Source organism: Paenibacillus lacisoli, from assembly GCF_030580655.1.
Lineage (GTDB): Bacteria > Bacillota > Bacilli > Paenibacillales > Paenibacillaceae > Paenibacillus > Paenibacillus lacisoli.
Genome location: NZ_JAUQTB010000013.1, coordinates 1 through 13821 on the forward strand (window position 1 = coordinate 1; position 13821 = coordinate 13821).

9 protein-coding genes and 5 tRNA genes are annotated in these 13821 nt (G+C 51.9%); 13 read left to right on the top strand and 1 reads right to left on the bottom strand.

The window, feature by feature from the left end; all coding sequences use genetic code 11:
- Position 1: 1 nt before the first annotated feature.
- From Q5741_RS17355 to Q5741_RS17390, 8 genes are all read left to right on the top strand, one after another.
- Positions 2-78 (top strand) — tRNA-Asp (locus Q5741_RS17355).
- A 17-nt stretch (positions 79-95) separates the two neighbouring features.
- Positions 96-168, top strand: a tRNA-Phe gene (locus Q5741_RS17360).
- A 63-nt stretch (positions 169-231) separates the two neighbouring features.
- Positions 232-304 (top strand) — tRNA-Lys (locus Q5741_RS17365).
- A 21-nt stretch (positions 305-325) separates the two neighbouring features.
- Positions 326-409: transfer RNA gene (locus tag Q5741_RS17370), tRNA-Leu, on the top strand.
- 5 nt (positions 410-414) lie between these two features.
- A tRNA-Gly gene (locus Q5741_RS17375) sits at positions 415-486 on the top strand.
- 212 nt (positions 487-698) lie between these two features.
- Positions 699-2096, top strand: a complete 1398-nt coding sequence (locus Q5741_RS17380; RefSeq protein WP_305025389.1) for an MATE family efflux transporter — start codon at positions 699-701, stop codon at positions 2094-2096.
- Positions 2097-2169: 73 nt separating this feature from the next.
- A complete protein-coding gene (locus tag Q5741_RS17385) occupies positions 2170-3150 on the top strand; it encodes a helix-turn-helix transcriptional regulator (RefSeq protein ID WP_305025390.1) in 981 nt (326 codons plus the stop codon).
- Between the two features lie 72 nt (positions 3151-3222).
- Complete coding sequence (locus Q5741_RS17390; protein ID WP_305025391.1) at positions 3223-3609, top strand: GyrI-like domain-containing protein; 387 nt, start codon at positions 3223-3225, stop codon at positions 3607-3609.
- Between the two features lie 84 nt (positions 3610-3693).
- On the opposite strand, the gene Q5741_RS17395 is transcribed toward Q5741_RS17390, so the two are convergent.
- Positions 3694-6444 carry an endo-beta-N-acetylglucosaminidase gene (locus tag Q5741_RS17395; RefSeq protein ID WP_305025392.1) on the bottom strand — a complete coding sequence of 917 codons (2751 nt, stop codon included), beginning with the start codon at positions 6442-6444 and terminating at the stop codon, positions 3694-3696.
- A gap of 295 nt (positions 6445-6739) precedes the next feature.
- Between Q5741_RS17395 and Q5741_RS17400 the strand changes: the two genes are divergently transcribed.
- The 5 genes from Q5741_RS17400 (at position 6740) to Q5741_RS17420 (ending at position 13803) form a co-directional block, all read left to right on the top strand.
- A complete protein-coding gene (locus Q5741_RS17400) occupies positions 6740-8572 on the top strand; it encodes a sensor histidine kinase (RefSeq protein ID WP_305025393.1) in 1833 nt (610 codons plus the stop codon).
- A gap of 1 nt (position 8573) precedes the next feature.
- Positions 8574-10094: a response regulator transcription factor gene (locus Q5741_RS17405; protein ID WP_305025394.1), complete on the top strand. Its 1521-nt coding sequence runs from the start codon at positions 8574-8576 to the stop codon at positions 10092-10094.
- Positions 10095-10368: 274 nt separating this feature from the next.
- Positions 10369-11844, top strand: a complete 1476-nt coding sequence (locus tag Q5741_RS17410) for an ABC transporter substrate-binding protein (protein ID WP_305025395.1) — start codon at positions 10369-10371, stop codon at positions 11842-11844.
- A 79-nt stretch (positions 11845-11923) separates the two neighbouring features.
- On the top strand, positions 11924-12853 hold the full coding sequence (locus Q5741_RS17415) for an ABC transporter permease (RefSeq protein WP_305025396.1): 930 nt from the start codon (positions 11924-11926) through the stop codon (positions 12851-12853).
- Between the two features lie 29 nt (positions 12854-12882).
- Positions 12883-13803: a carbohydrate ABC transporter permease gene (locus Q5741_RS17420; protein ID WP_305025397.1), complete on the top strand. Its 921-nt coding sequence runs from the start codon at positions 12883-12885 to the stop codon at positions 13801-13803.
- Positions 13804-13821 lie beyond the last annotated feature (18 nt).

The following is a 13821-nucleotide window of genomic DNA, read 5'->3' on the forward strand; positions in this document are numbered from 1 at the left end:
TGGAACTGTGGTGTAGAGGCCTAACATGCCTGCCTGTCACGCAGGAGACCGCGGGTTCGAATCCCGTCAGTTCCGCCATTTATATCATGCAATTAGGCTCGGTAGCTCAGTCGGTAGAGCAGAGGACTGAAAATCCTCGTGTCGGCGGTTCGATTCCGTCCCGAGCCACTTTTCTATCTTTTGTCCAGTTTGTGCGGATTGAAAGTGCAATCTGATGAATATAGATCATGAGAGCCATTAGCTCAGTTGGTAGAGCACCTGACTTTTAATCAGGGTGTCGAAGGTTCGAGTCCTTCATGGCTCACTTTATTTCTTTAAGTAGTATGCGCGTGTGGCGGAATTGGCAGACGCACTAGACTTAGGATCTAGCGTCTTTGACGTGGGGGTTCAAGTCCCTCCACGCGCACCACTTATGCGGACGTGGCTCAGCGGTAGAGCATCGCCTTGCCAAGGCGAGGGTCGCGGGTTCGATTCCCGTCGTCCGCTTCTGTACGAAAGGCATTCGGCTTTTAGCCGGATGCCTTTTTTTGTTTTGATTTTTCTCGGGTCATCGCAAATTGTTTATTACAGATTGGGAACTTCTATTGACAGAACGAACAGCCAGCAGGATACTGTAACAGGTTAATTAAAATGTAGGCAGCTCTTATTCATTGTCGTTAGGCGTAAGTAAGCAAATTTGATATAAAGAATGTGATGATGTGAGTCAACCCGCTTTAGGTGTTCAGAAGTCAAAAACGTCCTTTCTGGATAAGTATTTCTCGGGGGAATCTGTTCAATATCAGCAGATCATTGCGCTATTCATTCCCCTATTGATTGACCAGGCTTTTCTGATCGGGCTTAGCCTCGTGAATACGGCCATGATCAGCTCTGCCGGTATGGATGCGATCAGTGCCGTGAATATGATCGATTCTCTCAACAACTTCCTGGTCAGCGTGTTCCTCGCCGTGGCTACGGGGGGGACAGTCGTTGTCGCCCAATACAAAGGGAATGGCAATCCCCTTATGGTCTCGCGTGCTGCGGCAGGTACGGTATCTTCCGTCTCTCTGTTTGCGCTGGCGATTAGTGCGCTGATGATTTTATTTTACAGTCCGATTCTGAACATGCTGTTCGGAACCGCCTCACCGGACGTCATGTCAAACGGGAAAATCTATCTGCTGGGCAGCTGTATCTCTTATGTCGGTATTGCCATGATTGAAGCGGTCTGCGGTGCCCTGCGGGGAATCGGCAAAACTCGAGCTTCACTCGGGCTATCCTTGGTAATGCATCTGTCCTATGTGGTACTCAATGCCGTGTTTATCTATCTGCTCCATATGGGTGTATTGGGGATGTCGATCGCCTTGAATATTTCCCGGTACGCGGGAGCGATTGTCGCTGTGATCTATCTCATTCGGGTCGATGATGAGCTGCGGTTCCAGCTGCGTGATTTGTTCCAGGTGCAGTGGTCGATGTTCAAGAAGATTATGTTTATCGGGCTGCCCTTTGCGGCGGAGCAGATGTTCTTTAATGGGGGAAAAATCGTTACCCAAATCTTCATCGTCAGTCTGGGCACGTATGCGATTGCGACCAATGCGATCGGAGGCACCCTCGCAGGGCTGACCCAGATTCCTGCCCAGGCCTTGTCACTGACGCTGGTGACGGTGGTGGGCCAATGTATTGGCCGCGGTAATGTGAAGGATGCACGGAAACTGACACGTTCCTTCCTGTGGCTGTCCTCCTTCATCTTTGTACTGACAGGTCTTGTGACGATGCTGCTGTTCTATCCACTGGTCAGCCTGTTCAGTCCGCCGCAGGAGATTGTGGACGATATATTCTTGGTTATTCTGATTAACTGTATCGCTCAGATTCCGCTCTGGTCGATTGCTTTCCTGGCTCCTTCCGCACTGCGGGCGGCCGGGGATTCCAAGTTTACATCCATGACATCTATGCTGTCGATGTGGCTGTTCCGGATTGTCCTGGGCTATATTCTAGGCATTGTCTTCAAAATGGGAATTATCGGCGTATGGCTGGCCATGGATATCGAGTGGGGCGTGAGGGGGATCGTCTTCTGGTGGCGGCTGCGCGGCAAGAAGTGGTATCAGCATCGCTTGATTGATTGAGCGTGGGAATGGATACGCGGATGGACAGCATGAGGGGCACCGAGAGGTGCCTTTTTTGTTAGGAGGAGAAAGTATGAAACTGGAAAGAATATTAGCTATCTTGGTTCTGCTGCTGCATCGGGGAAAGGTGACGGCCCAGGAAATGTGCGATCAATTCGAGGTGAGCCGCAGAACGATCTACCGGGACATGGAAGTCCTGTCGGCAGCGGGCTTTCCGATTGTGTCTTATGCCGGCAAGGACGGCGGGTTTGCCCTCCTGGATACCTATAAGTTGGACCGTTTCACCTTCAGCACGGAGGAGCGCCAGCAGCTGACCGTTAGTCTACAGGCGGTTCAGGAACTGCTGGGAGAGAAAGAGACGGCACTTGTGAAGGCTAAGCTTGAGCTGCTGGAGCGGCCGGAGCCGGAGGGGAAGTTACCCATCTTCTCCTTATCCGAGGCCACGCTGCATCGTTCAGCTATTGAACAGGAGACAAGGCATAAATTGGACAGGATCAGAGGGATATTGCAGCAGGCAGCCGGACTGGAGTTCGACTATATCGCGGCCAGCGGAGATCGGACCAAGCGGAAGGTGCAGCCGCTGCAGCTTCAGTTAAAGAACGGCAGCTGGTATCTGGAGGCCTGGTGTTCCACCCGCAGAGATACCCGAAGCTTTAAGCTGACCCGGATGGCAAGGCTGGATATCATAGACCGGGAACAGCTGAAGAGCTTGAGCTGGATGGAAGGGCAGCAGCCCATCGCAGAGCGCAAGAGCCAGAGCTCCAAGCAGCAGAGCCAAAAACCTGATGATCTGCTGGGGGAGCAGGTGCGACTGGTATTTGCCCGGAGCCAGTTGGGCAAGCTGGTAGATTTTTTCCTGGAGCAGGAGCTTCAGGAACAGGAGAACGGTGAAATTGAGGTAACCCTGGAGCATGATCATCCCGGCAGCCTGATTCCTTTTCTGCTGATGTTCGGAAGTCATGTAAGAGTGAAGGCACCAAAGTGGCTGCAGGAACGTTATCATGCGGAAGTAGCAGCAATGTATACAGCCGTAATCGCAAAGAAAACTCAATAAATGTAGACAGACAGTTGTCATCATTAGCCTGCTAGAATGAGGGTATTCAAGTTAAGGGAGTGTTGATGAAGGATGACAACAATTACTGCGGCAAAAACAATTACAGGTCAGAAGGTTCGTACCAGCAATCAGCATGTAGAGGCCATCGCAGGGCTGTGGCAGGACGTGCTGCAGTGGAAGCTGCAGGGCGAGCTGTTTGCGGTGTATACGAATTATGAAAGTGATTATACCGGGGAATATGATCTGATCGTCGGTGGCGAAGGCGAGATCCCGCAGGGTCAGGTACAAGTGCTCATTCCGGAAGGCTCCTATCACGTGGTCGAAGTGGAAACGGCGGACCCGCAGGGGGTCTTCAAGGCGTGGCAGCAGATCTGGAGCAGTGGCATTCCAAGAGCGTATACTACGGACTTCGAGCACTACGCCGCAGACGGAAGCATCCGGATTTATCTGTCGGTATAGCGCATGATGAAGCAGGTAAAAGCACCCAGGAGAATGATGATCTCTTGGGTGCTTTTGTTATGGTTGCTGAACCATTAAAAAGAGTTAACGTAGAATCGTAGTTGCCTGATTACCGGTATAATCCTCAATCACAAGCTTCAGTGAGCTCGTGCTGGAGTTGGCTGTAAAAGTAAGATCACTCAGCTTGGTTCTTCCCCGGACAATATACGGGAATTTGCGCTGCACATAAGTGACTCCGAATTCCTTGGGCACACCGTCTTCATAGACGTAAATATAATGCCAATCCTTCATGGTCGGAAGAGCGAGGGTGTACGTATTCCCATTCACCGACACATTCTCCTTCGCGTAAGGTTCGATCTCGTAATCCGCCAGCTTGCCTCTATAGGTCACAGGCTGTCCGTCTCCTATGGAGATATCCAGGCTGTAGGTATCACCGTTAAGAGGCAGACCGGTCAGTTGTGCGGATTGGCTTTTCCCCTTGACGGTCCAGCTCTTGGTGAACGGCTGGTCCGTATATTCAGTCTTCAGGGTCAGCTTGATATCGCCGGCTGCATCCTTCGGCTGTACCCAGGTCACGAACGCATGTCCGTTCTTCTTGGTCTCTACCGAAATATTGCTGACACCGGCATCCAGATTATAGGAGACCTTGGCTGGTGCACTTTCGGTGCCATCAGCACCGACGGCGGTGAGGCTCAGTTCGCCTTTACGCTGGGTCAGCTTCTTGATATAGTAGGCCGAATCATAGATGCCGCCGACATAGACACCATTTTCGTACAAATTATACTGCTTCACCTGCTTGTAATCGGCCAGATTCCAGGCGACATACATTTCATTCGTTCCGGTCAGCGCCTTGGTCACATGGAACCCGGTAGGCGCTGACGGCGCAGAAGTCGTGCCGTCTGTAATCCGCAGCTGTCCGATATTCACTTGATAGTTGGAAATGGAATGCCCGCCGTTCGCAAATTTCAGGCCTATTGAAGCGAGCTCCCGCCCTTGGTAAGCACCCAGATCCAGCTCGCGGGTTGCCCAGCCTGAGGTCTGCTTGCCGGTATCCGGAACCGGTACATATACAATCTGATTCGGCTGATCCTTGAAAATGAGTCCCACGCTCACAGCCGAACTGTCGTCAGCAGATGGCTTGTTATAAGTGAGAGACAGTTTGGAGCCCGATTTCACGGCCAGATCTGTTTTGTACAGATGGAGGAAGTTATCGGCATCCAGCTTGCCGTTCACAACCAGCGAGTTCCCGCCGTTGTATGCACCTATGGATTGGTACGTATAGCGTGGACCGGCTGTATACTGAGGACCATAATCAAAGTCTACGTTCAGCTTGCTGCCCTTAGTCTCCAGCCACCACTGCCAGGTCACCGGAATGTCCTGAATATTGATGTTCGACCATTCCTTAGGATTAGAGACAGCTCCTTTTACATAATACTGCATGCCATGCCCAGTATTGAATGAGGTAGAGAAGCTGGAGCCGTTAATAACTGAGCGCTCTGCAATATAGGCAGCCATGCCGTCCCAGTTGGCGCCGGAAGCCTTCACATCGGCCAGATCAGCATCTGCATTTCGCTCTGCATGAGACGGATCGAGGTTCGGACCAGACCACCAAGCCCGGTCACGGACAAAGGTCATCCACTGATAGTCATCATTGGCGCGCAGGTTGCGGTCCTCTCCGCCCAGCTCTTCGTCCAGCGCATTGTGGGTGAAGTCCGCACCGAGTGTAGCAATGCTGTTCATCGGCTGGCCCTGGTCATCCAGGTTCAGGCGCAGATCATATTTCTGCTTCCAGCGGCCGAAATCGCCGTTTCCGCCCTCAATGCCGGCGAATACAGTCTGCAGCGGATCAAGCCCCAGATTTTTGGCATGTTCGCTGGATTTCTTCAGCTTCTCCTTGTCCCACCAATAGTTCAGGAAGATCGAATCCGAGATCTGGCCGTACTGGCTGTCCTTGACAAACGGGCTGTTGACGGCGTTAAATTCATTCTGGTAGTCGATGGCTCCGGTATCGTTAACGGTAGAGTCATACCACTGGACATACATGCCCTGGTCTTTTAAGTATTTGAGGAATTGCTTATAGAGAGGAATATCCGCTGGCGCTACGCCTTTGGAAGCCTCCTCCTGATTGATAAAGTATCCGTCATAGCCGTAATAATGGGCCATTTCTACAAGCTTCTTGGCCACCGGGAAATCCCCGTTCTCATCCTGGACCAGCATTTGTTTATACGTCTGCGGGCCGCGGTCATTGTCCGAGAAGAAGATACAGGCAATGGAACGCACACCATTCTTGTGTGCCGCATTCGTGTATGCAGGATTAGGGATATTCAGGATGCCGAATTCGAACCATTTTTCAGTCCAGTCCTTGTTAGGATCATACATCTCCCGCGGCACGCCGGCGGTAGGCATCCCGTGCCAATACCCGTAGAAGTCGGTGTACTGCCAATAGTTAAAGAGGTACTCGCTGAATTCATTCGTGTAGGAGTAGCTATCGAAAAAGGAGTTGCCATAGTCCCCGCTCAACGTGAAATTCTGCGTATTCGGGTTCAGCTTGGGGTTAGCCTGGGTAGGTGCAAAAGCCTGGTTGCGCTGCTGCAGCGGAACCCGGGCACGAAGCAGATCACTATAAGGATCGCTTTGCGGTGTCCAGTCTAGAATGTGTGAGCTGGCATATCCATGCTGGTAAGGCTGATTCGTCCCCTTGGCGCTTTCCCCCGTATAGGGCAGGGTGTCACCGGCATGGGCGAATGAAGTGAAGGTGAGACTGAACATGGCCGATGTTAATGCAAGAGCCGTTATCTTTGAAGCGAAAGACTTGCGAGCCGTTTTGCTTGTCATGAATAATCGAAACTCCCTTTCTCATGTTGGTATAGGCCTTCTTCACGTGCCCTCCCTTCTGATCGGATCCTGTCGATACCCGGCAATCGGCTGCCGCTTCCAACAGTTAGCAATACCATAGCGGAAGAAAGCGTTTTAATATAGGGCGAAATCCAAGATATTGTGTTCGAAATAAAGAAAATGATCAATTGGAAGGGACTGGCAGGGCAGTTATACAGGATGTCGTGCTATAATTTAGTCCAATTAACTGAGGATCCAACATGCAGCAAGCTCAACTTGTACAGGAGGGGCGAAAATGAAACTTGGTAGCGTTTACAAAGGGTATTTGAAAAACAACATGTTCATGAAGCTGCTGCTGGTTTTTGCACTCATCGCTGTACTGGCAATCATCGTGGTATCCTACGTCATTTATATATCCATCTCCCAGGCCAACATTCGGCGTGAGCTGGATATCCAGAAATCCGCTATGGAGAGTGTGGACCGCTACATTCATCAGCGTTATGACGAGGTACAGGGAATCGTAAGAGATATGTACTGGAGTGAATCGCTGTCCTCCAATCTGTCTTTTTTTCTGAACCACCCGTACTCGGAGTATGTACAGCAGCGGATGGACCAGTTCTTCAGTGACAGCGGCGGGTATCCGACGGATGTGCTGCGGTATTTTCAAAATGTGATCGATACGAACAGCGATATGCGCAATCTGATGCTTTATAGTGCGAACCGCCAGATCCTGTCCAGCCTGAATATGTACAAGCAGTTCAAGCAGCAGTCGGTCAATGCAATCCATTCGTATATACCGGATGTCATGGCACTGGATAGTAAGTATATTGCCGCGCCCAACATCTGGCTACGCAAGGCAGTCGGCCAGGAGGACCCGGCCCTTTACAGTATTCGGGCGCCCATTAATAATAAACAGACACTGAAAAATGACGGGCAGCTGGTCATTTTTCTCGACTCCAGGAACATTGCTAATGCGCTGACCGGTTACATCAGCACCCTGAAGGGAGAGATTGCTGTGCTGTCGGCGGACGGGACGGTTATTTTTGATTCGAAAAACCGGTATTATGGGAAAACGTATCCCTACTTCGACGGAACCAAAATCCTGAATGACAATAGTCCGGGCTTTAGTCTGCTGGGTGTCTCCCCGGCTATGTACATCAATAAACTCGCTTCTGCCGATGGAGGTTATGTCATTATCGGCGCAGCTCCGCATGCAGAGATCGCCCAATCGTATCAGGGAATCCGCAGTACCATTATCACGATCAGCATAATCTGTATTCTGATTGCCGTATTGGTGCCGGCCTTGTTCGTCATGAATATCGCCAAACGCACAAACCGGATTATCCGCTTTACCCATAAGGTGCGGGGGGGAGATTTTGCTGCCCGGATCGAAGACCGGCGTGAGGACGAGCTGGGTCAGATTTCCAGAAGCTTTAACGCCATGCTGGATGAGCTGGAGCAGTACATTGAACGGGTGTATAAGGCAGAGATCAAGCAGAAGGAGACGGAGATGATTGCGCTGCAGGCCCGGATCAGTCCGCACTTTCTGTACAACACACTGGAAGTGATCCGCATGCGTGCCATCTCGCAGGGAGCCAGGGATGTGGGAGAGATGATCTACAGCCTGTCCGTTCTGTTCAAAAGTCTGGTGCAGCAAAAAAAGCATTATACGCTGCGGGACGAGCTGGAGATGTGCCGGCTGTACCTGGAATTGTTCCGCATCCGCTACAAAGATAAGTTCAACTATACGATCGACGCCGATCCCGCACTGCTGAACCGGAGCATTATGCGGTTATCGCTGCAGCCTGTAGTAGAGAATTATATCGTCCATGGCATCCGGACCAACAGTACAGATAACGAACTGACCCTGCAAGTGCGAGAGCAGGGGCACCGGCTTTGTGTTGAAGTGAGCGATAACGGCGGGGGAATTGCACCCGAGCGGCTGGCCGAGATCCGGATGGAGCTGGCCAAGCAGGAGGAGAGCGGGCAGATGTTCGGGCTGCGCAGTGTGCATACCCGTCTGCGGCTGCTGCACGGGTCAGATTATGGAGTTGCGCTGCAGAGCAAAGAGGGCGAGGGCGCAGTGATTACGGTATGTTATCCGAACCAGGAAGAAAGGGGCGACTGAGATGTACAGAGTATTTATTGTCGATGACGAGCCATTTATTCTTGAGGGGTTATGCGAAATTATTGACTGGTCCGAGCTGGGCTTTGAAATCGTGGGACAGGCAGAGAACGGGCGGCTGGCGCTTGAAGCGCTGGAGAGCAGGAAGGTAGATGTGCTGATGACGGACATCTCCATGCCGGTGATGAACGGACTGGAGCTGATCCGGGAAGCACGCAAGCTGCATCAGGAGCTAAAAGTTCTAATCCTGAGCGGCTTCAACGAATTTGATTACCTGAAGGAAGCCATGAAGCTGGGGATCGAGAATTATCTGCTCAAGCCGATCAATGTGGACGAGCTGGAGTCAACGCTGCGCAATACGGCAGCGAAGCTGGATCGCCAGCGTGCCGATGAGAAGAAACCGGCCTTCGATAAGCAAATCCTGCTGGATAACACGGTCTACCGCTGGTTGAATGGAACGATCGCCCTGCCTGAGCTGCAGGAACGTGGAGAGCTGCTGGGGATCCGGCTGGATCAGCCTTTTGTGGCCGTTGCTGTCATTAGGGCGTGTTATGGCTTCGACAGCTTCGTGCTGTTATCCGCACAGCTGCAGGAGGAACCGGGATGGATTCGGGTGCGGGACATGAACGGCGATACCGTGCTGATCGCTGTCATGGACGATGAAGCGGCAGGGAAAGAGCGGCTGCATGTGGTGCTGGAGCGGCTGTGTTCCGCCGTCCCCGCCAGGGAGAGCGGCCTGCATGTGGGGGTTGGAAGCGTACGCCGCCTGCCGGAGGAAGCTCCGGTCAGTTATCAGGAGGCCCGGAAGGCGCTGGAGTACGTGATCGTCTACCCCGAGCGGAGAGTCATGGAGCATGAACAGCTGGAGACAGACAGAGGCCAGGTGCAGGAAGCACCTGTCGATTGGAGCCGTTACGTAAAACGGATTATGGCGAGGGATGCGGACGGGCTGGCAGATGCGATTCAGGAGGATCTGAAGCAGTACAGAGATTGCGGTGCTATACGTCCGGAGGATCTTCAGCATATGGCGCTGGAGCTGGTCATCCGGTTCAAAATGGAGCTGGAGAGCATCCGGCACGCAGATGATGAGCCGGCCATGTACCAGGCGGCGCTGGGCCGGATCAGAGAGAGCAGCACCTTCGACGAGCTGCTGGGTGTACTGCAGGAGGTGGGGCGCAGGACCGTACAGACGCTGCTGCAGGATATGAAGAATCCGATCATCAGCCAGGTTCTGAACCATATCAAGCTCCATTTCGCTGATGAGATGTCATTAAAGACGCTGGGCAGCCAGTATCACCTCCATCCGGTTTATCTCGGGCAGCTGTTTCACAAGGAGACCGGAGAAACCTTTGCAGAGTATATCAATAAATACCGGATCGAGAAAGCCAAGGAAATGCTGCGCAGCAGCAACCGGAAGGTACAGGATATCGCCAGACAGGTCGGATATTGGGAGACCGGGTACTTCTACAAGCAGTTCAAGAAATACGTAGGCATATCTCCGACCGACTATAAGGGACTCGGCTGACCTGGACAGGAAGGCAGAAAGACGAAGCTAGCTGACAAATCATGTAAGCGTTTTAGAAATTGAGGTACAGATTTAAGGAACTCGGGAGCGTGTTCTTTAATTTGTACCTCAATTTATTAAGTTTTTCTTCTTTTTGAAAGCGGTAACATCCGGTAAGGTTAAAGCAGTTACTCCGTCAGACCAACGAGAAGGATCATCAAGGGTCCGGACAGCGGCGGCTGCATGATCGACAGACAGAGAGTCCAATTTCATATCTGAAAGGGTGGATCACTTCATGAGTAAAGGCAAAAAACGCTTCTCCTTCATGCTTGCAACTTTAATGGCTGTAGCGCTTGTTCTTAGTGCCTGCGGGAGCAGCAGCTCCTCAGAGGGAGGATCAGGCGACGGCGACCAGCCGGTCGAATTAATCTGGTACACTATCGGTACGCCGCAAAAGGATGTAGACCGTGTCATGGAAGAGGTCAGCAAGTACACCAAAGAGAAAATCAATGCCACAATCAAGATGAAAATGGTCGACTGGGGGGATTACCCGCAGAAGATGCAGGTTAACGTAGCTTCCGGTGAGCCGATGGATATTATTTTCACCGCTGCAGGCGGCTTTGACTATGTACAGAATGCACGTAAAGGAGCCTTCCTAGAGCTGGACGATCTGCTTGATCAATACGGCAAGGAACTGAAAGATACAATTGATCCGGCGTTCCTGAGCGGTTCCAAGGTAGACGGTCATAACTATGCGATCCCGGCCAACAAGGAACTTCCGCAGCAGGAAGTATGGCGTTTCAATAAAAACCTGCTCGACAAATATAAGCTGGATATCTCCAGTGTCCGTTCGCTCGACAGCCTGGAGCCGCTGCTGCAGAAGATCAAAGCCAGTGAGCCGGGTGTCACACCGTTCGGCATGGATAAGAACTATGTCCCTTATGTGCCCTATGACTATGTGATTCAGGGGCTGCCGATGGCCGTGAAGCTGGACACCAAGGACTTTAAAATCGTCAACATTCTGGAAACGCCGGAGATGAAAGAGGCGCTGACTACGATGCATAAATACTATAAAGCCGGTTATGTATCACCGGAGGCCGCTACAACCGGCTCCACCAATGACTTGACCACCTCGGGCAACTGGTTCCTCGACCGTGCCCAGACGCAGCCGCTCGCAGACAATCTCTGGTCTGCCAGCTACGGCTACCCGGTGGTGTCGACACCGGCAAGTGATGCGATCATTACCAACACTTCTGTACAAGGCTCTATGATGGCGATCTCGGCTAACTCGGAGCATCCCGAGAAGGCGATGGAGTTCCTGAATCTGCTGAATACGGACGCGACGCTGCGCAACATGGTGGACTCTGGTATTGAAGGGGTGCATTACAAGAAAACTGATGATAATCACATCGAGAATCTGCCGGAAGCGAAGAACTATGATATGCCTTCGTACTCTCTGGGGAACAACATGCTGCTCTACCTGAATCAGAACGACCCGGACAACAAGTGGGATGAGTTCAAGAAGTTTAATGCCGATGGCCAGAACTCGCCGATCCTGAGCTTTAACTTCGACAGCACCAAGGTATCGACCGAGATGGCTGCGGTCCAGAACGTGAAGGAGCAGTTCTGGTCGGCTCTAATGACAGGAACCCTCGATCCGGAGACCAATCTGCCGAAAGCGATTGAGAAATTCAAGCAGGCGGGTCTCGACAAGGTCATGGCTGAAGCGCAGACCCAGCTGGATGCATGGAAAACGGAAAACGCAAAGTAAGAAGTGGGCAATGAACGGGATCGGGCGGGTGTAGCAGCGCCTGGTCCCTTTTTTAATACGATATCGGGAGGGAACGTGCATGGCTGCATTCTTGAAAAATCTGATGAGAAACAAAATCATGCTGCTGATGGTGCTTCCTGGAGCAATCTGGTTTCTTCTCTTCTCCTATCTGCCGCTGGTCGGCACCATCGTCGCCTTCAAGCAGTACCGCTTCAGCCGGGAGGGCTTCTGGGCGAGTATATTCAACAGCAAATGGGTAGGCTGGGACAATTTTAAGTTCCTGTTCAGCAATGATGACGCTTATGTGATTACACGCAACACGCTGCTGTATAATCTTGCTTTTATCATCCTGGGTCTGGTGCTGTCCGTGGCGATGGCGATTCTGCTCTCGGAGCTGATTAATAAAAGGCTGGCGAAGCTGTACCAGACGGGGATGTTCCTGCCGTATTTCCTGTCCTGGGTCATCGTCGGCTATTTTGCGTTCAGCTTTCTGAGTCTTGACCGGGGCATGCTGAATCAGATTATCGGCTGGTTTGGCGGGGAACCGATTCAGTGGTACTCCGAGGCCAAGTATTGGCCGTATATTCTGATCCTTGTCAGCCTGTGGAAGGCGATCGGCTATAACAGTGTCGTCTACCTGGCTTCTATTCTGGGTATCGACAAATCGCTCTATGAGGCAGCTATGATTGACGGCGCCAGCAAGTGGCAGCAGATCCGCAACATTACGGTTCCGCTTCTCTCACCGATCATTATTATCATGACTCTGCTGGCGGTCGGCCGGATTTTCTATGCGGATTTCGGCTTATTCTACCAGGTGCCGCGTGACTCAGGCACGCTCTACTCCGTCACGAATGTTATTGATACCTATGTGTACCGCGGCCTGAAGACGACAGGTGAGATCGGGATGAGTACCGCAGCCGGGCTCTATCAGTCGGTGGTTGGCTTCGTGCTCGTCATCATCTCCAACTATATTGTCCGCCGTGTCGATAAGGACAGTGCGCTGTTCTAGAATCCCCATGCGAGAGGAGTGTGCAGCGTATGTCTGCTGAAAATATATCCAAGAAACGCGATGTCCATCATGTGTCCCGCGGCTGGAACCTCATTCTGAATCTGATCGCGGGGATCTTCGCTTTCCTGTGCGTGTTCCCTTTTATCTTCGTTGTCATTATCTCGTTGACCGATGAGAAGACACTGGCCCGGGATGGATACCGGATTCTGCCGGCGCAGTGGAGCCTGGAAGCCTACCGGTTCGTCATGCAGTCCGGGGACACGCTGCTGCGTTCCTATGGCGTCACAATACTCGTTACTGTACTCGGTACCATCATCAGTCTGATCATGATCTCGCTCTATGCCTATGCCATCTCCAGAAAGAGCTTCCGCTACCGGAGATTCTTCTCCATTTTCGCTATTCTAACGATGCTGTTCAACGGCGGAATTATCCCGACCTATATGGTTGTGACGCAGCTGCTGGACCTGAAGGATACGATCTGGGCAATGATTCTGCCGCTGGCGATGAACGCCTTCTATATCATGATTCTGCGTACGTTTTACATTACGAGTGTGCCTGATGCCATTATTGAATCCGGCAAAATCGACGGAGCCGGCGAATTCTACGCTTTCCTGCGAATCGTGCTTCCGCTGTCACTGCCGGGACTTGCTACTATTGGTCTCTTCAGTACACTCGGCTATTGGAATGACTGGTTTAACGCCCTGCTCTATATCGATAATCCGAATCTGGTACCGCTGCAATCCATGCTGATGCGAATCGAATCCAGCATTCAGTTCATCCAGCAGAATTCCCAGAACAGTGCGGTCAGCATGGCTGCCCTGCAGTCGATACCGCAGGATACATCACGGATGGCGATGGTCGTTCTGGCGACGTTGCCGATCATCTTCGCGTATCCGTTCTTCCAGCGTTATTTCGTGCAGGGACTGACCGTAGGCGGTGTGAAGGAGTAAGGACAGGCGAAGTTGATG